Annotated in this window: 15 protein-coding genes; 7 read left to right on the forward strand and 8 right to left on the reverse strand. The window is 71.7% G+C overall.

The genetic code is table 11. The annotated features are described in order from the left end of the window. Nucleotides 1-49 precede the first annotated feature (49 nt). A complete protein-coding gene (locus NAEX_RS46855) occupies nucleotides 50-3,487 on the forward strand; it encodes an efflux RND transporter permease subunit (RefSeq protein ID WP_170136624.1) in 3,438 nt (1,145 codons plus the stop codon). A gap of 97 nt (nucleotides 3,488-3,584) precedes the next feature. Next, nucleotides 3,585-4,442, forward strand: coding sequence for a PAS domain-containing protein (locus NAEX_RS46860; RefSeq protein ID WP_170136625.1), 858 nt, complete (start codon nucleotides 3,585-3,587; stop codon nucleotides 4,440-4,442). Between the two features lie 112 nt (nucleotides 4,443-4,554). Here the strand turns inward: NAEX_RS46860 and NAEX_RS46865 are convergent, their stop codons facing one another. Beyond that, nucleotides 4,555-6,459, reverse strand: a complete 1,905-nt coding sequence (locus NAEX_RS46865; protein WP_096334427.1) for a hypothetical protein — start codon at nucleotides 6,457-6,459, stop codon at nucleotides 4,555-4,557. 60 nt (nucleotides 6,460-6,519) lie between these two features. Beyond that, nucleotides 6,520-6,867, reverse strand: coding sequence for a PilZ domain-containing protein (locus NAEX_RS51870; protein WP_170136626.1), 348 nt, complete (start codon nucleotides 6,865-6,867; stop codon nucleotides 6,520-6,522). A 214-nt stretch (nucleotides 6,868-7,081) separates the two neighbouring features. On the opposite strand from NAEX_RS51870, the gene era reads away from it, so the two are divergent. The 4 genes from era to NAEX_RS46885 all read left to right on the forward strand — a co-directional run bounded on the left by era (nucleotide 7,082) and on the right by NAEX_RS46885 (nucleotide 13,230). Then, nucleotides 7,082-8,023 (forward strand): GTPase Era, encoded by a 942-nt coding sequence (gene era / locus NAEX_RS46870; protein ID WP_170136627.1) that lies wholly within the window; start codon nucleotides 7,082-7,084, stop codon nucleotides 8,021-8,023. Next, entirely contained in the window at nucleotides 8,020-9,492 is a 1,473-nt protein-coding gene (gene der, locus NAEX_RS46875; protein WP_096334429.1) for a ribosome biogenesis GTPase Der, read from the forward strand. The genes era and der overlap by 4 nt, the downstream gene beginning before the upstream one ends. Before the next feature lie 197 nt (nucleotides 9,493-9,689). Then, nucleotides 9,690-11,348, forward strand: a complete 1,659-nt coding sequence (locus NAEX_RS46880; protein WP_096334430.1) for a vWA domain-containing protein — start codon at nucleotides 9,690-9,692, stop codon at nucleotides 11,346-11,348. Nucleotides 11,349-11,559: 211 nt separating this feature from the next. Further along, a complete protein-coding gene (locus NAEX_RS46885; RefSeq protein WP_096334431.1) occupies nucleotides 11,560-13,230 on the forward strand; it encodes a vWA domain-containing protein in 1,671 nt (556 codons plus the stop codon). A gap of 90 nt (nucleotides 13,231-13,320) precedes the next feature. Here NAEX_RS46885 and NAEX_RS46890 read toward each other — a convergent pair whose 3' ends face one another. The 6 genes from NAEX_RS46890 to murJ all read right to left on the reverse strand — a co-directional run bounded on the left by NAEX_RS46890 (nucleotide 13,321) and on the right by murJ (nucleotide 21,241). Further along, nucleotides 13,321-14,247 carry a hypothetical protein gene (locus NAEX_RS46890; RefSeq protein WP_096334432.1) on the reverse strand — a complete coding sequence of 309 codons (927 nt, stop codon included), beginning with the start codon at nucleotides 14,245-14,247 and terminating at the stop codon, nucleotides 13,321-13,323. A 224-nt stretch (nucleotides 14,248-14,471) separates the two neighbouring features. Beyond that, on the reverse strand, nucleotides 14,472-16,010 hold the full coding sequence (proS, locus tag NAEX_RS46895; RefSeq protein ID WP_096334433.1) for a proline--tRNA ligase: 1,539 nt from the start codon (nucleotides 16,008-16,010) through the stop codon (nucleotides 14,472-14,474). Nucleotides 16,011-16,119: 109 nt separating this feature from the next. After that, entirely contained in the window at nucleotides 16,120-16,881 is a 762-nt protein-coding gene (locus NAEX_RS46900; RefSeq protein ID WP_096334434.1) for a lysophospholipid acyltransferase family protein, read from the reverse strand. Nucleotides 16,882-17,406: 525 nt separating this feature from the next. Beyond that, nucleotides 17,407-17,805 (reverse strand): CBS domain-containing protein, encoded by a 399-nt coding sequence (locus tag NAEX_RS46905; RefSeq protein WP_170136628.1) that lies wholly within the window; start codon nucleotides 17,803-17,805, stop codon nucleotides 17,407-17,409. 94 nt (nucleotides 17,806-17,899) lie between these two features. Continuing rightward, a complete protein-coding gene (locus NAEX_RS46910; RefSeq protein ID WP_096334436.1) occupies nucleotides 17,900-18,853 on the reverse strand; it encodes a COX15/CtaA family protein in 954 nt (317 codons plus the stop codon). A 768-nt stretch (nucleotides 18,854-19,621) separates the two neighbouring features. Continuing rightward, nucleotides 19,622-21,241 carry a murein biosynthesis integral membrane protein MurJ gene (murJ, locus tag NAEX_RS46915; protein ID WP_245914031.1) on the reverse strand — a complete coding sequence of 540 codons (1,620 nt, stop codon included), beginning with the start codon at nucleotides 21,239-21,241 and terminating at the stop codon, nucleotides 19,622-19,624. 50 nt (nucleotides 21,242-21,291) lie between these two features. Between murJ and NAEX_RS46920 the strand changes: the two genes are divergently transcribed. Further along, nucleotides 21,292-22,164, forward strand: coding sequence for a UbiA prenyltransferase family protein (locus NAEX_RS46920; RefSeq protein WP_096334438.1), 873 nt, complete (start codon nucleotides 21,292-21,294; stop codon nucleotides 22,162-22,164). Nucleotides 22,165-22,166: the final 2 nt, after the last annotated feature.

Here is a 22,166-nt window from a genome sequence, read left to right on the forward strand (position 1 = left end):
CGAGGACATGTCCGCGAGCGCAGGTCCAATCGGCCCTGGTACAGGGGACATGTCCGCGAAGGCAGGCCCGCAGATCGCCGGCCGCGCCAGCCTCAGCGACCTGGCGCTCGACCGCCCGGTGATGATCGGGATGCTGCTGCTGGCGATCCTGGTCCTCGGCGCGATCGCCACCGCCCGCCTGCCGCTGGCCTTCCTGCCGGCCGGCGGCACCGCCCGCGTGTCGCTGCGCATCAACCTCCAGCGCACCAGCCCCGAGCTGGTCGAGCGCGAGATCATCCGCCCGGTCGAGGAGGCGATGGCCGGCCTGCGCGGGCTGCAGCGGATCCAGGTCGGCAGCGGCGGCTGGGGCGTGCGCGTCAACCTCGAGTTCGTCGCCGGCACCGACATCGCCGCCCGCAAGGCCGAGATCCGCGAGCGCTTCGACCGGATCCGCGGGACCCTGCCGGACGCGATCACGCGGGTCACCCTCGATTCGTGGGGCCGCTCCGACGACGCGGTGGTCAAGCTGCGCCTCGCCAGCGACAGCGACCTGACGCGCTCCTACGACCTGATCGAGCGCCACGTGGTGCGGCCGATCGAGCGGATCCCCGGCGTGTCGCGCGTCGAGCTCGAGGGCGTCGAGCCGCGCGAGCTCGAGGTCGCCCTCGACCTCGAGGCCCTGCGCCGCGCCGGCGTGTCGGCCCAGGCCGTCAGCACCGCCGTGCGCGAGGCCCGGCAGGGGCGCAGCCTCGGCGTCCTGCGCGAGGACGCGACCCAGCCCGGCGTGCGCGCCCCGCCGGTCGACGCCGACCCGCAGGCGTTCGCGGCCCTGCCGGTGGCCCGCAGCCGCGGCGCGCCGGGTGCCGCGAGCGCGGCCACGACCGCGCCGCGCACGAGCTCGACCGCGGCTGCTTCGACCGCGAGCACGGCTGCCTCTTCGAGCATGTCCTCCGGGACATCCGCCACCACCGCGCCGGCGGTCTCGGCCACCGCGCCGCTGGCGGCCCAGGGCCCGCAGGGCATCGGCGCGCGCAGCAACACCGCCAGCGTCGGCCCGGGCGTCTACACCAGCACGCCGGTCGGCGCCGGCGTCGCCCCGGCCACCGCGTCGGCGGTCGGGCAGACGAGCACGACCGTACCGGCGCGGGTCGGCGAGGTCGCGCGGGTCGAGGTCCACCCGCGAGAGAACCGCAACTTCCGCAGCCTCGACGGCCGCCTCGGCGTCGACCTCTCGGTCTACGCCGACGCCGGGGCGAGCCCGGTCGACGTCGCCCGCGCCGTCAACGGGGTCGTCGAGGAGCTGCAGGCCAGCCCGCGGCTCGGCGGGATCTCGGCGGTCGTCTACCACGACCAGGGCAAGATCATCCTCAAGACCCTGGCCGACCTGCGCGACACCGGCATCTACGGCGGCTTGCTCGGCGTGGCCATGCTGTGGCTGTTCCTGCGCCGCTGGGGCGTCACCCTGGTGGCGGCGCTGTGCATCCCGCTGACGATCCTCGCCACCTGCGGGGTGCTGCTGATCCGCGGCGAGGAGCTCAATTGCATCGTCCTGCTCGGCCTCGTGCTCGGCGTCGGCATGCTGGTCGACAACGCGGTCGTCATCACCGAGGCGATCGAGCTGCAGGCCCAGCGCGGGCTGCCGGCGCGCGCGGCGGTGCGGGCCGGCGGGCGCGAGGTCGGCCTGGCGACGGTGGCGTCGACCGTGTCGAGCGTGATCGTGTTCCTGCCGCTGGTGTTCGGCGACCCGGCCAACCCGATGAGCGCGCTGCTGGCCCCGCTCGGCCTCACCTTCGCCACCGTGCTGCTGTGCAGCCTGTTCGTCAGCCAGACGCTGGTGCCGCTGGTCATGCCGGCGGTGCTCAAGCGCGGCGGGGTGGCCGAAGGGACAGGTCGGAGCGGCCGCCTCCTCGGCCCGCTGATCGCCGGCTACGGGCGCCTGATCGCGCTGACGCTGCGGTTCCGCCGCACCGCGCTGGTGCTCGGTTTGGGCCTCGCCGCGAGCGCCGTGATCCCGTCGCAGCGGCTGACCTACAACCTGTCCGACATCGACCCGAAGCCCGACTGGGTCGAGGTCAGCATGCAGTTCGTCGGCAGCCCGGGCTACAAGGAGATCGGCGAGCGGGTGCGCGTGGTCGAGGAGGCGATCCTGGCCAAGAAGGACGCGCTCGCGGTCACCCACGTCTCGTGCGCCTACTCCGACTTCTGGGGCCGCTGCGACGTCCACCCGATCGCCCGCGCCGCCTCCGAGGCCGACGCCGAGGCGTTCACCAAGACCGTCAAGCAGGCGCTGCCCGAGCAGCCCGGCGTGCGCTACCTGGTCGGCGAGAACAACCGCGGGCAGATGCGCGGCAACCCCGACCGCCACGAGGTCGAGCTGGCGATCAAGGGCGAGGACATGGGTGTCCTCATGGACCTGGCCGAAAAGGCAGCCGCCCACCTGCGCGCGACCCTGCCGCGCGGCAGCGCCGACAACCCCGAGTCGGGCGGCGTCGACACCGTGATCGGCCCCTACGACGAGGGCTCGCGCGAGCTCCACGTCAAGCTCGACGGCGCCCTGCTGCGGCGCTACGGCCTGCGCGCCGACGACGTCGCGCGCCTGATCCAGACCGCGTTCCAGGGCACGCCGCTCGGCCAGGTGCGCAGCCCCGAGGGCCAGATCGAGCTGCGCCTGTCGGCCGGCAACCGCGCCGGCGGGGCAGGGGACGGGCCGACGCTCGAGGAGCTGCGCGACCTGCCGATCCCGTTGGCCGACGGCGGCGAGGTCACGGTCGGTGGCATCGCGGCGCTCGAGCCCACGCGCAGCCCGTTCTTCATCCAGCGTCTCGACCGCGAGACCCAGGTCAAGGTCAAGGCCCGCTTCTTCACCCCCGAGCCGGAGAAGAACCGCGAGCTGGTCAAGAAGGCGATGGAGAGCTTCGTGTTCCCGGCCGGCTACAGCAGCGGCGAGTGGTCGCGCTGGGGTCGCGCGCAGCGGTCCAACATCGAGGTGCTCATCGACCTCGGCCTGTGCCTGCTGCTGGTCTACGCGGTGATGGCCTCGCTGTTCGAGAGCTTCCTGCAGCCGTTCGCGATCCTCGCCACCTGCCTGCTCGGCTGCGTCGGCGCGCCGTGGCTCATGTGGTGGACCGGCACCACCGTCGACACGACGGCGATGATCGGCCTCTTTATCCTCATCGGCATCGCCGTGAACAACGGCATCATGCTGATCGACCGCGCCATCCAGCTGCGCGCCGCCGGCATGACCCGCGACGCCGCGCTCGCGGCGGCCGGAGCCGATCGCCTGCGCCCCATTTTGATGACCGCGGGGACGACGGTGCTCGGTCTGGTGCCGATGCTGATCCACCACCCCACGCTCGCAGGCGTCTACTATCACGCCATCGCGCTGATCCTCGTAGGCGGACTGGCGTCGAGTACGGTGATGACGCTGGTCTTCCTGCCAGCGACCTACAGTTTGATCGACGACCTGGCCCGCGCGGGCCGATCGGTGTGGCGGCGCGTCGCGCGATGAGCGAACTCGAGCCTGGCCCCACGTGTGCGCCAACGTCCGTCGGCGCGCAGAAAGACCACCCGCCAGGGAGCTCATGCAGGGATATTGGGTGAGGCCCATGTCCGCCTCCAGCCCCGACTCCTCGCAGGATCTGGCCACGCTCCTCGCCGAGAACGCCGCGCTGCGCGAGCGCAACGAGCTGCTCACGGCCGTCATAAGGCACTGCCCCGCGGTGATCTTCGTGAAGGACACCGAGGGGCGGCTCCGGGTGTGCAACCGGACCTACGAGCGTCTGGCCGGCGCGGAGCCCGGTGGCCTGCTCGGCAAGACCGACCACGACATCTTCGGCCCCGAGGCCGGCGAGCAGAACCGCCGCAACGACCTCGCCGTGTGCGAGAGCGGCGCGCCGCAGGAGGTCGAGGAGCTCATCCCGCAACCCGACGGCGTGCACGTCTACCTCTCGGTCAAGTTCCCGATCTACGACGCGCGCGGCCGGCTCTACGGCCTCGGCGGGATCGCCACCGACATCAGCGAGCGGCGCCGGGCCGAGGAGGAGCGCAACGCCCTCCAGCAGCAGATCATCGCGGTCCAGCGCTCGGTGCTCGACGAGCTGTCGACCCCGATCGTCCCGATCGCCGACAACGTGATCGCGCTGCCGCTGATCGGCACCATCGACCGCGAGCGCGGGCGGGCGATCATGCAGGCGCTGCTCGACGGCGTGGCCGAGCACCGCGCGCGCGCGGCCATCCTCGACGTCACCGGCGTGCGCTCGATCGACGCCCAGGTCGCCGCCGGCCTGCTGCAGTCGGTCCGCGCCGCCCGTCTGCTCGGCACCCGCGTGCTCGTCACGGGCATCCGCCCCGAGGTCGCCCAGGCGATGGTCGGCCTCGACGCCGACTGGCGGGGCGTCGAGATCTTCGCCACCATGCGCGAGGCCGTCGCCGGCGTGCTCGGCCGCGGCCCGGCGCGCGGGTGAGGGTGCCGCATGTCCTCGAGGGCATGCTCCTCAGGGCATGTCCCTGAAAGCACGCGCCCAAGCGCATGTCCTCAAGGGCATGTCCCCGGTGGCAGGCGCCCAAGCGCCGGCTTCAGGCGCGCGCGCGCGAGCGGTTGAACAGCCCGCCGAGGCCGAGCAGCAGCGACAGCCCGCCGACGGCCAGACCTGTCCCGTAGGCCAGGCGCGTGCGGATCTCCGTCGCCGCCGTCTCCGGCCGCTCCACGCTCGCCGTCAGCCGCGCCTGCAGCTCGGGGTCTTCGGGCGCCAGCTCGGCGGCGGTGGCCAGCAGCATGCGCCGGCCCTCCTCGGTGCCCGCGAGGTCGGCCTCGGCCAGGAGGGCGCGCACCCGCAGCGCGTCGGCGCGGCCGGGCTCGACGTCCTCGAGCAGCGCCGCGCTCTTGCGCCACAGGCGGGCCCCGAGCGCCAGATCGCCGGCGGCGGCGGCCTCGGCGGCGGCCTGCTCGTAGGTCGGCACCAGCTCCGCGCGGGCGCTGAGCCCGGGGTCGTCGGCCAGCAGGCGGTCGAGGATCGCGATCGCGGCCGCGCGATCGGGCTCGCGCAGCGCCGCCGCGATCTCGGCCCGCTCGCGCTGGCGGCGGCCGTCGTCGAGGCGCTGGAAGTAGGCCCGCGCCAGCCGCTCCGGCTGGCCCTCGCACGCCTCGGCGATCACGCTGTCCTTCGGCGCCGAGCGGCAGTCGGGTTCGGCGAGGTCGGGGTGATGGGACGCGATCCGGCTCATGATCGCGATCCGGGCCAGATCGCGGTAGGTCAGCTGGGCCGCCGACTCGCCGGTGCCGCCGCCGACGAAGCGCAGCAGCTTGCGTTCGGCCCGCGGCGCCGGCCCGGTCACGTAGGCGAGGAACGCCTCGCGCGCGGCCTCGCGGACCGGCGGGATCGCGGCGTCGACGAAGTCGAGCAGCGGCCCGGCCGCGTCGCCGGGACGGACCACCCCGTACGCCGCGATCAGCTCGGCGAGCCGCGCCGGATCGTCGCTGACCGCCTGCAGCGCTTTGCGCGGGTGGGCCCGGTCCATGCGATCGATCTGGTAGCCGGCGTACTCCGCGGTGCGGTAGGCGACCGAGTCCTTGACCACCTGCGCCTCGCCCTCGTCGGCGGGCAGGGGCGGGCGGATCGATCGCCGCAGCAGGCCGGGCAGGGCCGGGTCGCCGAGGCGGCGGATCGCCCGTCCGACCTCGTCGCGGAACGTGCTCTCGTGCAGGTACGCGGCCGCCAGCAGCGCCTCGACGACGTCGTCGGTGTGCGCCGGCTCGGCGCCGATCGTCGCCGCCGCGCGCAGCAGGGCCGCCTGGATCACGCAGTCGCGGTAGATCGGCCGCAGCACCTTCGACACCTGGCGCGACGGCAGGGCCAGCAGGTCGGTGAACCAGTCCTCCGACAGCTTGACCCCGTGGTGGCCGTGGGCCTTCTTCCACGCCAGCTCGAAGTGCCCGTAGCGGTTCGGCACGTCGCCGCCGATCACCGACAGCATCGCCTTGTAGTCGGCCTTGCGGGCGGTCCGCGGCGCCAGCAGCTGGGCCCGCAGCTCCGGCCACAGCGACGGGGGCGCGGCCGCCAGCGCGCGCGCCAGCGGCCCGAGGTCGCGGTGCGGCCCGTCGCGCAGCGCCGCGATCACCCGCGCGAGCTCGTCGGCGGTGGTCGGCGGCGCGACCGGCTGGCCCTCGATACCTGGCGCATCGACCCTGTCGGAGAGTTCCTGTTCTTCGGGACCTGCCCCTTCGGGCTCGCGCGGCGGCCCCGCCTTCGGCTTGCGCTTCGGCGCGCGGGCGAGCTCGGGCTCGTCGAGGGGCAGCTCCGCGACCGCGGCGTCGAGCTCGCCGTCGGCGAGGGCCGCGGCCTGGGCGAACCACAGCTCGAAGCGGTCGGCCCAGGCCTGGGCCTGCAGCGTGTCGGCCGACGAGCGGGTCAGGACCTCGACCTGCGGCTCACCGGCGCAGGCGGCGACCAGGGTCGAAAGGAGCAGGGCGCGCCGTGGCATACGGGCTGGGTACCAAGGGCAGGGGAGATCCCCAAATTTGTCACGCTGCCTGCCCACGGCTCAGTGCAGCCGGTCCTCGGGGACAGGCGCGCCGATCTCGGGGACGAAGCGGAGGAAGCGCAGCCCGGCGCCGGTCAGGGCGCGCAGGCCGTCGCTGCCGGCGTACTGGAGGTAGTAGTGGTTCTGGATGCGCGCGATCGCGCAGATCGCCGCCTCGTCGCCCGGCATCTGGAAGCGGATGATCACCTTGGTCCGCAGCGGCAGCGGCTCGGGCATCTCGATGAACATGCCGGTCTCGGAGATGTTGCGGGCGACGCACCACTGCTCCCCGACCTCCTCCGAGAAGACCAGCACGGGGAAGACCTTGTCGATCCGCGACGAGCCACGGCGTTCCTGGGCGACACGCATGGTCGGAGGATCGCCGGGTCGGAGCATGAACACAAATATCCTACATGTGTGCCAGGGTGCGCTGATAACTACGGTGCGACAGTGTGTTTTCTGCGCGCGTGCGCGAGGTCTGTCCGCCGGCCGCGCCGCGCGCTTGCGTCGGCCCCCGCCATCCCCCATAAAGCCCGGACTTTTGGCCATGGAAAGCGAAAGCACGCCAGAGTCCGCTGACGAGATGTCCTTTCGGGCAGGTACCGTCGCGCTGTGCGGGCGGCCCAACGTCGGCAAGTCGACGCTCCTCAACGCGCTCGTCGGCAGCGACCTCGCCGTCGCCACCCGGTTCCCGCAGACGACCCGCGAGCGCCTGCTCGGCGTGTGGTCGGGGTCCGGCTTCCAGGCCGTGCTGGTCGACACGCCCGGCATCCACCGCGCCAAGTCGGCGCTCAACAAGTTCATGGTCGACGAGGCGCTGCGCGGGGCGCAGTCGGTCGACCTGGTGCTCATGCTCGCCGAGGCGCCGCTGCTGGCCGACATCGCCGCGGCCGAGGCGTGGGAGCCCGGTCCGGCCGCCACCGCCGCGCTCACCTCGATCGCCGCCGCCGGGCGTCCGATCGCCCTGGTGCTGACCAAGTGCGACCGCATCGCGGACAAGGCGCTGCTCCTGCCGATCCTCCGCAAGTGGTCGGCGCTGCACCCGTTCACCGCGCTCATCCCGATCAGCGCCACCACCGGCGCGGGCCTCGAGGCGCTGCGCGAGCACGTCGTCGCCGCCCTGCCGGTCGCCGCGCCGCTGTTCCCCGAGGATCAGTTGAGCGACCGCGCGGTCCGCTGGCACGCCGGCGAGCGCGTGCGCGCGGCCCTGTTCGAGCACCTGCGCGACGAGCTGCCGTACTGCTGCGCGGTGACGGTCGAGTCGTTCAAGGAGCAGCGCAAGCCGCCGCGGGACATCGTCCACGCCAGCGTCCACGTCGAGCGCGAGAGCCAGAAGCCGATGGTGATCGGCCGCGGCGCGGAGACGATCAAGGCCATCTCGATGTCGGCCCGGCGGGCGATCGCCGAGCTGACCGGAAGGCCATGTGAACTCTACCTCGAGGTCAAGGTGACCCCGAACTGGACCCGCGACCCGGCGCTGATGGAGCGCCTCGGCCTGCACGCGCCCGTGGGAGGCCTGTCATGAGCGAGCACGACGACGAGCTGGTCGAAGGGCCAGGAGAAGAATTCACCGGCGACGAGCCGGCGCCGAGCGCCGACGCGGGTCGTCGCACCAGCGTGGTCGCGATCGTCGGCCGGCCGAACGTCGGCAAGTCGACGCTCTTCAACCGCCTGGTGGGCGCGCGCAAGGCGATCGTCGAGGATCGCCCGGGCGTCACGCGCGACCGCCTGTACGGCGTCGTCAACCACGACGGCAAGAGCTACATCATCGTCGACACCGGCGGCCTCGACTTCGACGACGAGTCGCTCGGCAGCCAGATCCGCGTCCAGGCCGAGATCGCGATCGAGGAGAGCGACCTGATCCTGTTCGTCGTCGACGCCTTCGACGGCATCGTCGCCGACGACCGCGAGATCGCCGACATTTTGCGCCGCTCGGGCCGGCCGGTGCTGGTCGTCGTCAACAAGTGCGACAACCCCGAGCGCGAGATCGCGGCCCAGGCCGCGCACGAGCTGGGGTTCCCGATCCTCGCCGTGTCGGCCGCGCACGGCCGCAACGCCGCCGAGCTGCACGACGCCGTGCTCGCGCGGGTCCAGCAGCCGGCCCCGGAGGGCACGATCGCCAGCGCGCTGGTCGGCACGCGCGTGGCCTTCATGGGCCGCCCGAACGCCGGCAAGTCGAGCCTGATCAACGCGCTGCTCCGCGAGCCGCGGGTGATCGTCAACGCCGAGGCCGGCACCACCCGCGACCCGATCGACCTGCCGTTCGAGTTCAACAAGCAGCCGATCGTCCTCATCGACACCGCGGGGCTGCGGCGGCGCAAGCAGATCGAGCGGGCCATGGAGAAGCTGGCCGCGATCAAGGCGATCCGGACGATGGAGCGGACCCAGGTGGTCGCGCTGATCATCGACGCCAGCATCGGCGTCACCGACCAGGATCAGCGCCTGGCCCGCATGGCCCACGAGCGCGGCAAGGGCGTGGTCGTCTGCCTCAACAAGTGGGATCTCGTCGCGCGCGACAAGAAGGCCGCGCACGCGGTGCAGGTCCAGGCCGAGGAGGAGCTGCAGTTCCTCGAGCGGCCCTACATCGTCAAGACCTCGATCACCGGCGCCGGCCGCGACGCCGGGCAGGGGCACGCGCGCGGCCTCGGCGAGCTGATGGAGGCGTGCCTGCACACCGCGCGCGCGCTCGGCAAGCACATCCCGACGGCGGATCTCAACGCCGAGCTGGCTGCGGCCGTCGCCGAGCATTCGCCGCCGATGTTCGGGCCAAAACCGGTAAAACTGCTGTTCGCCACCCAGGCCGAGAGCGATCCCCCGCTCATCGTCATTTCGGCCAACCACGGGCGCTGCCTCCCGGCCTCCTACGAGCGCTACCTGCTGCGTCGCTTCCGGACCCGCTGGAACCTGCGGGGCATCCCGGTGCGGCTCGTGGTTCGCGCCCGCGGACGCACCAACAGCGAGCGGGGCCGGGGCGCGAACAAGACCGCCGAGTGAGTCACGACTGGCGCTTCGAGCTCGCCGTCTCAAATGGGAGACGGCCGGAGCCGATGTGAGGGAGCGCCGGGCGCTCGCGCGCGGGGAGGCTCCTCGCGCCCCGGTCACCTGGAGTGTTCGCGGACTTTACAAGCCGGGGCCACCTTTGCGATGGTAGGGCACACCGTCCACCGCCTCCGGCCTCCTGGAGAACCCTCATGTCGCGCGTTACTTCCCTGAGTCGTCTCTCGCTCACCGCCGGCGCTGCCCTGGCGCTCACCGCCTGCCTCGAGCACCCGATCAAGAAGGTGCTCTACGACAAGAGCTCCGAGGCGCAAGAGAACGTCGCCATCGCGATCAACAAGGACGTCGACATCCTCTTCGTCATCGACAACTCCGGGTCGATGGCCGACGAGCAGGCGCTGCTCGCCAAGAACTTCGCCTCGTTCATCAACGTGCTCGAGGCGGAGGACGTGAACGCGAACTACCGCATCGGCATCACGACCACCGACAGCGGCAACCCGCGCTGTCCGGCGGCCCAGACCAAGCCCGAGGGCGGCAAGCTGGTGCTCTCGAGCTGTGTCGACCGCGTGGCGCTCGGCGACTTCACCTTCAACATGGAAGACTCCAGCGCGGCCTGCACGGACGTCTGCAGCCTCACCGACGACGACCTGCCGATCACGCCGACCGAGACGGCGTACTCGAACGGCGAGAAGGCGCCGCGCAACTGGATCGAGCGCATCGAGGGCGTCACGAACCTCCCCGAGGGCGTCAGCACGGTCCAGGCCTTCCAGTGCTTCGGCCCGCAGGGCGTGTCGGGCTGCGGCTTCGAGCAGCACCTCGAGTCGATGTACAAGGCGCTGGCGCTGGCCGGTCAGGAGACCTCGGCGACCAACTACGGCTTCATCCGCGACACCGCGATCCTCTCGATCGTGTTCATCACGGACGAGCTCGACTGCTCGTACGTCCCCCAGTTCGACGAGATCTTCAAGGACAACAAGGTCTTCTGGGAGAACCCGGACGATCCGAACGCCACCAGCGCCGTGTGCTTCAACGCCGGCGTGAAGTGCGAGGGCGCGGGCCCGCAGTACGACAGCTGCCGTTCGGCCAACTACGACATCGACGGCAACGTCGACGTGCCCGACGACCAGGCCGTGCTGCAGCCGCTGTCGAAGTACATCAACTTCGTGCAGAACCTCGAGGATCAGAAGAAGACCTACGACCTCAACCAGGAGGTCCTGGTCGCGCTCATCGCCGGCGTGCCCCCGGGCTACGAGACGATGGACGCCGACATCATCTACGAGGAGGAGGCCGATCCGGTTGAGAACGACCTGTTCGGCATCGGCAAGGGCTGCACCCTGCCGGGCGACCCCCCGCAGACGGCCGTGCCGCCGGTGCGCGAGCGCGAGTTCGCCGAGGCGTTCCAGGTCGGCGGCGACCGCAACCTGTTCTCGATCTGCCAGGACGACTACTCGGGCGCCCTCCAGGCGATCGCCAACAAGATCCGCGACCAGATCAAGCCGGCGTGCATGACCAAGTGCGTCAAGGACATCGATCCGTCGGATTCGATCCTGCAGCCGAACTGCCAGATCTTCGAGGACAACACCGCCGCCATGACCCGCAAGGAGATCGTCCCGTGCGAGGAGGTCAACGGCGCCTGGACGGCTCCGGCCGGTGAGCCCGCGTGCTTCGTCGAGCTCATCGATCCGGGCAACGAGACCCAGAGCATGATCGACAACATGTCGCCCGAGTGCGTCGCCGAGGGCTACAACCTCGAGTTCCTGCTGATCCGCACCGCTGCGGCGCCGGCCGGCACCACGATCTCGGCCGCGTGCGAGCTGTCGCCGAACCCGGGCAACGACTGCCCGATGCTCTGAGCCTCGCTCGTTCGACGTGAAGGCGCTCCCGCCGCGAGGCGAGGGCGCCTTCTCGCTTTCGGCGCGGCGACGCCCGGGCCGCGTGCCAACTTGGTTGTCGAAGTGCCCGCACCTCCGCAACCCCGTTGCCTCGGGCCCCCAGCGCAACTGCGCGAGACTCCAGTGCTTTCGCTCTGGCCCGGGAGCCGCATCGACAGCCGCGGAGGTTCCGATGTCGCTGCGCTCCGCCCTTATCGTCTCGCTTCCCCTCGTCACCGGTCTCCTCGCCGGCTGTCTCGAGCATCCGCTCAAGCAGGTCACGTACGACAAGACCCAGGTCGACAACGAGACCGTCGACGTCCAGATCAACAAGGACGTCGACATCCTGTTCGTGATCGACAACTCGGGTTCGATGGCGGACGAGCAGGCGACGCTGTCGAAGAACTTCGAGGCGTTCATCGGCGTGCTCGAGCGCGAGGACGTCGACGCCAACTACCGGATCGGCATCACCACCACCGACTCGGGCAACCCGCTGTGCAAGCAGGCCCAGACCAAGCCGGAGGGCGGCAAGCTGGTGCTGTCGAGCTGCCTCGATCGCATGGCGCTCGGCGACTTCACCTTCAACATGGACGACTACGGCTACGCCTGCAGCGACTACTGCAAGCTCGACGACGCGGCGCTGACCGACCGCATGAAGCCGACCGAGACGCAGTACTCCGACGGCGAATTGGCGCCGCGCCGGTGGATCGAGCGCATCGAGGGGCGGACGAACCTGCCCGACGACGTGACCACGGTGGAGGCGTTCCAGTGCTTCGGCCCGCAGGGCGTGTCGGGCTGCGGCATGGAGTCGCACCTCGAGTCGATGTACCTCGCGCTGGCCCAGGCGAGCCGCGAGGACTCGCCGACCAACTACGGCTTCTTGCGCGACCAGGCGATCCTCTCGGTGGTGTTCATCACCGACGAGCTCGACTGCTCCTACAACCCCGAGTTCGGCGAGATCTTCACCACCAACAAGACCTTCTGGGCCGACCCCGACGACCCGCAGGCGACCAGCGCGGTGTGCTTCAACGCCGGCGTGAAGTGTGACGGCGCCGGGCCGACCTACGACAGCTGCGAGTCGGCCAACTTCGGCATCGACGGCAGCGTCGGCGTTCCGGACGACCAGGCCGTGCTGCAGCCGCTGTCGAAGTACATCAACTTCCTGCAGAAGCTCGAGGACGACAAGAAGATGAAGCAGGCCGACCAGGAGGTGCTGGTCGCGCTGATCGCCGGCGTGCCGCCCGGCTACGAGACCCGCGACGCCGACATCGTCTACCAGGACTCGGACGACCCCGAGTTCCAGGACCTCTTCGGCATCGGCGCCGGCTGCACGCTGGCCAACCCCGTCGACCCCGACAAGCCGCAGACCGCGGTCCCGCCGGTGCGCGAGCGCGAGTTCGCCGAGGCGTTCCAGGTCGGCGACGAGCGCAACCTGTTCTCGATCTGCCAGGACGACTACTCCGAGGCGCTGCGCGAGATCGCCAAGAAGCTCGAGGAGCAGATCAAGCCGGCGTGCATGACCAAGTGCGTCAAGGACATCGACCCGAGCACCCCGGTGGTCGATCCCTCGTGCGTGCTGGCCGAGATCAACACCGCCGAGGGCACCCGCCGGGACATCCCGCACTGCGACGAGGTCGGCGGCGAGTGGGTCGTCCCCGAGGGCGAGACCGCCTGCTTCGCCGAGCTGATCGACCGCGGCGGCCAGACCGACAGCGAGCTCGACGACATGGACCCGTACTGCGTCGGCGAGGGCTTCAACCTCGAGTTCAAGCTGATCCGCACCGCGCCCGCGTCGGCCGGCACCTCGATCCAGGCCACCTGCGAGCTGTCGCCCAAGGCCGACCAGGACTGCCCGATGCTGTGAGCCGGGGCGGTCGAACCGACCGCCCTCGCGCGCGAGGCGCCTCGCGCTTTGGGTCTTTCAGGGCATGCCCCGGAGGACCTGTCCTGAAAGCTAGGGCGCCTCCAGGCGCAGCATGTGCCAGTCGACGAAGGCCGTCTCGGGATCGGCGACGCACCGCTGGGTCGGCGTGCTGAAGTAGCCCTTCACGTGCGCGCGGATGACCGCGACGAGGTAGCCGACGCCCTCGAAGTCGACGATCGCGACTTCGTCCGGCCCGAGGGTGCCGACGAGCTCGCCGTGGTCGGTGAAGGTGAGGCGCACGTTTCGCGCCTGTCCTTCGAGGCAGCAGTCGTCCGCGGCGCAGTCGCAGACCGTCCCGGCGTCGCGCTGCACGTCGAGGCGGACGGCCGAGTCGAGGAAGCCCGGGGCGTCGACCACCCGCGACGAGGCGGCGTACAGCGGGTAGACGCTGTCGTCGTCGAAGAGGGCGATCGCGGTGGTCTTGCAGCCCGCGGGCGCTTCGGGATCGCCCGGCACCCACTCGCCCTGGTGCGCGACCCGCAGGCAGGCGCCGTCGTCGACGTAGGTCGCCAGGTCCGGATCGAGCGGGACGGCGACGGCGCACAGGCCACAGCTGGCGTCGGTGCAGAGGGCGATGGTGCCGGTGTCGTCGTCCGCCTTGGCGACCTTGCCGAAGTACTCGGTGACCGCGACGCACTGGGGCTCGAGCAGCGGCGGGTCGACGACGATCCGCTGCTCCGAAAACGGCCCGCACGCGGGATGCTCGTCGCCGGTGGTCTCGACGACGCCGGTCGTCCCGCTCGGGCCGGTGGTCTCGGGGGCGCCGGTGGAGGTCGTCGGCGCCGCGGTGGTCACCTCGCCGGTGGTGGGGGACGGCGCCGTCGTGCCGACGTCCGTGGTCGCCGCGGCGGTGGTCGGATCTGTCTCTGAAGACATGTCACCGCTCGCACCGCCGGCGAGGAACGCCGGGTTGGGCCGCGAGCACGAGAGCAGCAGCAGGGCCGGCCAGACGCGCACCGCCTCATTGTCGGCGATCCGGCGGCGAGCGAGGCGCCCCAGGTGCGCGCGCGTCCGCGCGGGACCGCGGGGCGCGCGGCCGGGGCGAGCAATTCCGCGCGGGCGAAACGACGACGCCCGCCGATGCACCGTCGAGCGCGGACGACGGGCGACAGCGGGCGAATCTGACTGTAGGGACAGGTTGACGTCCGGGCGCGCCTCGCCGGCCTGTCCGAACGGACAGCTCAGTACGCCTTGGCCATCAACACCCGACGCGCGCTCGGGTTGCCGGAGAACACGCAGCGGCCCGCCTCGGGCTCGGGGCCGTGGCCGGGCAGGGGGATGCAGCGGATCGTGACCTTCGTCTGCTCCTTGATCTTGGCCTCGGTCTCGCGCGTGCCGTCCCAGTGGCACCAGGCGAACGTGCTCTTCTCGCCGGCGAACGCGGCCAGGAACTCGTCCCAGGTGTCGATCGTGCGCGAGCGCTCCTGCAGGCGCTCGCGGGCGATCCGCAGCAGCTCGTCCTGGAAGCGATCGAGGCGCTCCTTGATGGTGGCGACGAACTCGTTCTGGGCGATGAACTCCTTGCCGCGCCCGGCCGCGGTGTCGACCCGCATCTTGACGCAGACCTGGCCCTTGGCGAGGTCCTTGGGCCCGAGCTCGACGCGCACTGGCACGCCCTTGCGCTCCCACATGTAGAACTTGTTGCCGGGCCGCAGGTCGCGGTCGTCGATCACGACCTCGACGAAGTCGCGGTGGCGGCTGCGCGGCGGGGCGAGGTCGACGTCGGCCAGCTGGGCGCGGATCGACTCGGCGGCCGCCAGCACCTGCGCGCGCTCGTCGTCGTTCTTGTAGATCGGGACGATGACGACGTGGATCGGGGCGACGCGCGGCGGGAGGACCAGGCCGCTGTCGTCGGCGTGGGTCATGATGACGCCGCCGACCAGGCGCGTGCTGACGCCCCACGACGTCTGCCACACGTAGTCGCGGCCGCCGGCCTCGGTCTGGAACATGACGTTGAACGCCTTGCCGAAGTTCTGCCCGAGGTCGTGGCTGGTGCCGGCCTGCAGCGCCTTGCCGTCCTGCATCATCGCCTCGATGCAGGTCGTCTGGACCGCGCCGGCGAACCGCTCGCTGTCGGTCTTGATGCCGCGGATCACCGGCATCGCCATGACCTGCTCGGCGAAGTCGCCGTAGACGTCGAGCATGCGCATCACCTCGGCCTGGGCCTCCTCGTGGGTCGAGTGCGCGGTGTGGCCCTCCTGCCACAGGAACTCGGTGGTGCGCAGGAACATCCGCGTGCGCTTCTCCCAGCGCATGACGTTGGCCCACTGGTTCACCAGCAGCGGCAGGTCGCGGTAGCTCTCGATCCAGCGCGAGAAGAAGTAGCCGATGATCGTCTCGCTGGTCGGGCGGATGATGTAGGGCTCCTCGAGCTTCTCGCCGCCGGCGTGGGTGACGACCGCGAGCTCGGGCGAGAAGCCCTCGACGTGCTCGGCCTCCTTGGTGATGAAGCTCTGCGGCACGAGCAGCGGGAAGTAGGCGTTCTGGTGGCCCGTCGCCTTGAAGCGGCCGTCGAGATCGCGCTGCAGCTTCTCCCAGATGGCGTAGCCGTGCGGCTTGATGACCATGCAGCCCTTGACGACCTTGGCCGGCTCGGCCAGCTCCGCCTCGCGGATGACGTCCTGGTACCACTGCGGGTAGTCGGTCTCGCGCGGGGTGATCTTCCCGCCTGCCTTGCCGACCTGATCCTCTTGCTGCTCCGCTCGGGCGCCCTGTTTCATGGGCGGAGGATGCCGAGCGCGCGAGGACGTGGCAAGCCCGCCGCGTCACGGCCTGGCGCACACGGGCGCCGCGCCGGGGCAGGGGACCGCGCGCCGTGAGCGGACGACCTCAGGGGCCCGTCAGCGGCATGATCTGCTGGCGCAGCGCCACGATCTCGGCCCGCACCTGGTCCTTGAGCGCCGGCAGGTCGTCGAGCGTGAGGCCGCGGGTCGAGATCGGGGTCCCGACGGCCACGTAGGCCCGCGCCTTGCCGAAACGCCAGTCGTGCTTCGGCAGCGCCGCGGCGGTGCCCGCGACCGCCATCGGCAGGATGTCGGCGCCGGTCTCGATCGCCAGGTGGAAGGCGCCGTCCTTGAACGGCCCCATCTCGTCGCCGAGCGCGCGCGTACCTTCGGGGAAGATCATCACCGGCGTGTCGCGCATGAGGTACCGCCGGCACCGCGCCATCGCCCCCTTGGCCGACCCGCGGTCGCCCCGGACCACCGGGATGTCGCCGGCGAGGAACATCGCCCAGCCGAGGATCGGCACCTTGAACAGCGAGGCCTTGCCGAGCCACTTCATCTCCCACGGCAGGTGGGAGATGAGGAACGGGTCGGTCTGCGAGCAGTGATTGCTGACGACGACCGTGCGCCGCGGCCGGTACGGCGGCAGCGGCTGGTACACCCGGAAGTCCCACAGCGGGCTGAGCTTGGTGACGCCGATGGCCGCCAGCCGGAACAGCCTCCCGGTGATCCTCCGACCATGGTCGAAAGGCCAGGTGAGCGGGGCGAGCACGCACTGCAGGCAGAAGGCGAGGCCGCCGAGACCGAAGATCAGCAAGTATGTCCAAACGGACAGGAGGATGGTGCGCGGAGCGGTCGTGCGCGGCATGCAGGCGGGCCCTGAAACGGGAGGTTGCCGTCATGCCACGAGCCTTGCGAGGTGCCAAGCTCCGCGGGCCGCGCAGGCCGGGCCCGCTCGTGGCGCGACGAGCGGCGAGCGAGCACGCGCGGCGAGGGAAACCACCTGGCACCATCCGTGGCGCCGTCAACCCAAGCCGATTTCAACGACGGGGTCGGTCACGCGACCGCCGACCACGTGGCCCATCTTCCCGCGGGCCAGCGCACGCGCTCCCGACTCCCACTCATGGAAGTGGCCGACGCCCCCTCGTTCCGTTGCACGCATGAGCATGAGCTGTCGCACGACGATGTCGCGCCGCGAGGCAGACGGATCGAGCCGTGCCCGTCGCGCGCCGGCCACGATGTAGGCGCGAAGTCGCGAAGCAACGCGCTCGCCGTCGCGGCTCGCGGCCGACCGCGAACCGATCGCTCGCCTCGGTCGGCGGCCGGCCGAGAATCAATGCGCCCGCCGCTCGTGTCCGCCGTCGCCCGCGTCCCCCTGCGAGCGCCGCAATCATCAATGACGCAGCGCGGCGGCGTCGAGCAGGGCGCCGCAGCGGCGGGCCGCGTCGTCGAGCGTGAACAGGCCGACGAGGTGACCGCGATCGCTGATGACGACGGCTTCGGAGCGGTAGGTGAGCATCAAGCGCAGCACCGCGTCGACGCTGCGCCAGGGCGGGGCGACGGGCGGGTCGCCCCGCATCAGGTCGCGCACCAGCCGGCGCCCGAGCAGCTCGCCGCGCAGCCTGGCGAGGTCGCGCTCGTACACGAGACCGAGCAGCTCGCCGTAGTCGAGCACGGGCAGGAGCGCGACCCCCTCGCAGCGCATGCGCTGGAGCGCCGGAGCGGCCGCCTCGTCGGGCAGGACCGAGGAGGGCAGGGCGCGCATGAGCTCGCAGACGGGCCGATCAGCCATCGCCGAACACTTTAGCCGAGACCGCGGCCGGATCCACCGCGGCATGCCCACATCGGCGGGGCGGTGTGATGTCGCCCGGCCGGTTGACCCTACGTCATCGGTCGGGGCGGGGGTGCCCGTCGGGGCCTGCCTGGGCGTGCAGCAATTCGAGCGAGAACAGCACGGCAGCGACCCACAGCGCGGTCCCGAGGCCGAGGTGCAGCACCTGCATCCAGCCGGGGGCGGACAACATCACATTGAGGACGCCCGCCGCCAGCTGGGCGAACACCAGGATCATCACCCACGCGCTCGCGCGGCGGACGGCCGGCGCTGCGGCGTTGCCGAGGTGATGGGCGATCACCGCGGTGAAGAAGCCGAGGCCGCACGCCAGCACCGGGTGCATCAGTCGCAGGCGCTGAAGGAAGTGCGCGCCCGCTCCGAGGTCGCGCTGCAGTCGTTCGCTCAGCGCACCGGCCTCGACGGGGTAGAGCGTGTCGCCGAGCGCCGTGACGGCCCCGCTGATCCCCACCAGCATGAGGCCGCCGAGGCTGGCCCAGACCAGCCAGCGGACGCGACGGGACACGCCGCCGCGGGCCTGGCCCGGTTCGCGGTTCGCAGCCCAGGCCGCGAGCGCGAGCGCGCCGGTGAGCAGCGACGTGTTGACGAGGTGCGCCGCCATCACGATGGCCCGCGCGACCGAGTCGTTGTCGCCGACCAGGCCGAAGCGCACCAGGCCGGCGCCGATCAGCGCCTCGGTGATCGTGAACACCAGCGCGAGCCAGGCCCCGAGCCGGGCCGCGTGCCCGCGCGGGAAGCCGCGCAGCGCCGCCACCAGCAGCGCCAGCACGATGATGCCGCACAACCCCGAGGTGACGCGGTGCGAGAACTCGATGACGGTCTCGATGGTGGGGCTGATCGGCACGACCTCGCCGTGGCAGGTCGGCCAGTGTTGCCCGCAGCCCGCGCCGGAGCCGGTGATCCGCACGACCGCGCCGAACAGGATCACGAGGACGGTGTACGCGAGCGTACCCCAGGCGAGGCTGCGAAAGCGTGCGCGAGCGGCGGCCACGGGCCCTCCATACTCGCTTTTTCGCCCGCCGGAAAGGCCCGCGACCGGCCGTCACGGGCGCAGTTCGTGCGAAGGCGACGCGGCGGCGAGCGCGTGCCGGAGCTGGCGCCCGACGTGCGCGGGGGGCGTCGAAGGTCAGGCGCACGCGTGCGTCCACGCGAGCCCCGCCGGCCGGGCGGCGTCCCGGCTCCTGCACCGCGCAGACTCACTCCGAGCGGGTCGGCGGGCGGCACGACCCACCAGGTCGTCAGCTCGCTCATGGTCCGCGACGGCCGCGAGCCCGTGCAGTCGAACTGGCGGGCACGCGTCACGAGCGTGGGCTGGCGTGGAAGCGAACGGCCTGCCGCGGCGCAGCTGGGCCGCCCGCGACGAGAGCCGCCGCGTCGCCCGCTCGTCAGCCTCCACGGCACCTCCGGGGCGTGTCGTCGCGGCGAGCGATCGAGCCCGGTGCCCGCGAACAGCCCGGCCGTCGAGGCCCACGCCGGGCTTGCCGTCGGGCAGCGAGGGCTTCGGGGTACGCGCGCGACCTGCCCGACCGGGCAGGTCCGATCACCCCGCGCCTGGTCTCACAGACATGTCTTCCACAACTTGCCCAGTCGCGCATGGCCGATCACACCTGGCCTCTCACACCTGGCTGATTGTACCTGGCCTTTCGCACCTTCCCGACCGTACCTGGCCTCTCGAACCGGACCGATCGTACCTGGCCTCTCGCACATGCCTGCACGCGCATGGCGAGGAGGCCATGTCCGCTCGGCACGTCGCCGGCCCTCAAGCCGCCGGAGCGCGGCGCCGTCGCAGCCGGCGCACGAGCCCGGCCGGCAGCCGCCACAGCTGGGCCCCGCCGGGGTACTTGCCGGCGCGGACGATGGCGGCGAACACCACGAACCCGAGCGCGATCACCAGCCCCAGCGCGCCGGCGCCGAGCAGCGCGCGCATCAGGCGGGGCAGGGCGGCGAGCGGCCCTGCGAGCACGTGCGCGAGGCCGGTCCAGGTCGCCCACACGACCGCGGCGAGGCCGGCGTTGGCGGCCGCGAGCACCGCGAACTCGCGCCAGCGGCCGGGCCGGGCCAGGCCGCCGATCTCGCGCCGGTAGAACGCGCGCAGCAGCGTCAGGTTGACCAGCGCGCCGAGGGATGTCCCGAGGGCCAGGCCGGGCGCGCCGAGGCGCTCGTAGGTCAGGGCGTTGAAGCCGATGTTGACGGCCACCGAGGCGACCGACGCGATCAGCGGCACGCGCGGGCGGTCGATCGAGTAGAACGCCGGCGCGACGATCTTGACCATGCTGTAGGGCGCGAGCCCGATCGCGTAGGCCTGCAGGATCACCGCCACCGCCGCCGACTCGGCGGCGCCGAAGCGGCCGCCCTCGTAGATCAGCGACACGATCGGGTGGGCGAGCAGCACCAGGCCGACGGTGCTCGCCGAGGTCAGCAGCCAGGCCGCCGACAGCCCCTCGCTGGTGCGCGCGATCAGGGCCGAGCGGTCGCCGCGGGCCGCCTCCTCCGACACCTGGGTGGCCGTCACCGTCGCCAGCGCCACCCCGAACACGCCGATCGGCAGGAAGAAGATCCGGAACGCGTACTCGATCTGCGCCACCGCGCCGTCGCCGAGGCTGGCGGCGAAGCGGGTGTTGACGAACACGTTGAGCTGGACGGCGGCCACGCCGACGATCGCCGGCAGCATCAGCGAGACGATCCGGCGCACGCCGGGGTGGCTCACGAGGCCGCGCAGCCGCGGGCGCACGCGGTAGCCGAGGCGGCGCAGGGAGGGCAGGAGCACGGCGGCCTGGGCGACGCTGGCGAGCAGCGTGCCGACGCTCCAGGCCATCACCGCGGCCTGGCCGCCGAGCCCGGCCAGCCACATGCCGAGGCCGGCGGCGATGCTGACGAGGTTGAACAGCACCGGCGCCAGCGCGAACGGCAGGAAGTTGCGCTGGGCGTTGAGGATCCCGCCCCACACCGCGCCGACGCTCACGAGCGCGAGGATCGGCATCATCACGCGCGTCAGCGCGGCGGTCTCGGCGATCTTCTCCGGGCTCCAGCCCGACGTGATGGCGACCACGAGCGGCTCGGCGAACACGACCCCGAGCAGCGTCAGCGTCCCGGTGACGAGCAGGATCCCGGCCAGGGCGAGGTTGGCGAGCTGGTACGCGCGCTCGCGATCCTCCTGCACCAGGGACGCGGTGAAGGTGGGGACGAACGCGCTCGACAGGGCGCCCTCGGCGAGCAGGTCGCGCAGGAGGTTGGGGATCCGGAACGCCACCGAAAACGTGTCCGCGAGCGCGCCGGCGCCGATGAGGCGCGACTGCAGCGACATGCGCACGAGCCCGAGGACGCGCGACGCGGCGACCGCGGCGCTGATCGAACCGGACGACTGGAGGGCGGAGGGCACCTGGCGCGGCAGTAGAACACGCGGCGAGGCCGTGCGATAGTCCCGGCCCCGTGCTCCTCGCGCTCATCAAGACGCTCCGGCCGCGTCAGTGGATCAAGAACCTCTTCGTCGCCGTGCCGCTGATGTACGGCCAGCGGCTCACCGATCCGACGAGCCTGCTCGTCACCGCCGGCGCCGTCGCGCTGTTCTGCCTGATCTCCGGCTGCGTCTACATCCTCAACGACCTCGTCGACGTCGAGAAGGACCGCGCCCACCCGAAGAAGCGCCACCGGCCGATCCCCTCCGGCAAGCTGCCCGAGGCGGTCGCGCGCCGCTTCGCCGTGATCTGCGTGCCGGTCTGCCTCGCGCTCGGCTACTGGCTGCAGCCGCTCTACGCCGCCGCGCTCGGCGGCTACTTCCTGCTGAACCTGGCCTACAGCTTCAAGCTCAAGCAGATCGCCTACGTCGACGTGCTGTCGATCGCGGCCGGGTTCATCCTCCGCGTGCTGGCCGGGGCGCTCGCGCTGGGGATCCCGGCCTCGCCGTGGCTGCTCGGCTGCACCGGCCTTCTGGCGATGTTCCTCGGCTTCGGCAAGCGGGCCCACGAGCTCGCCGGCGCCGAGGATCCGCAGAAGCAGCGCGCCGCGCTGGCCGCCTACAACCTCGTCACCCTGCGCATCATCCTCTACGCGCTGGGCTTCGCCACCGTCGGCCTCTACATCGCCTACACCCTGAGCGAGCACGTGCTCGAGATGTTCGGCACCAACCGCCTGGCGTACACCGCGGTGTTCGGGGTCGTGGGCATCGCCCGCTTCATCTACCTCTCGACCACCCGGCGCGAGGCCGAGTCGCCGACCGAGGAGATGCTCAAGGACCCGCTGTTCATGATCAACTTCGTCGTCTGGATCGCGCTCACCGCCGCGATCCTGTACGGGTGGATCTGAGG

It is taken from the genome of Nannocystis exedens, from assembly GCF_002343915.1.
Lineage (GTDB): Bacteria > Myxococcota_A > Polyangia > Nannocystales > Nannocystaceae > Nannocystis > Nannocystis exedens.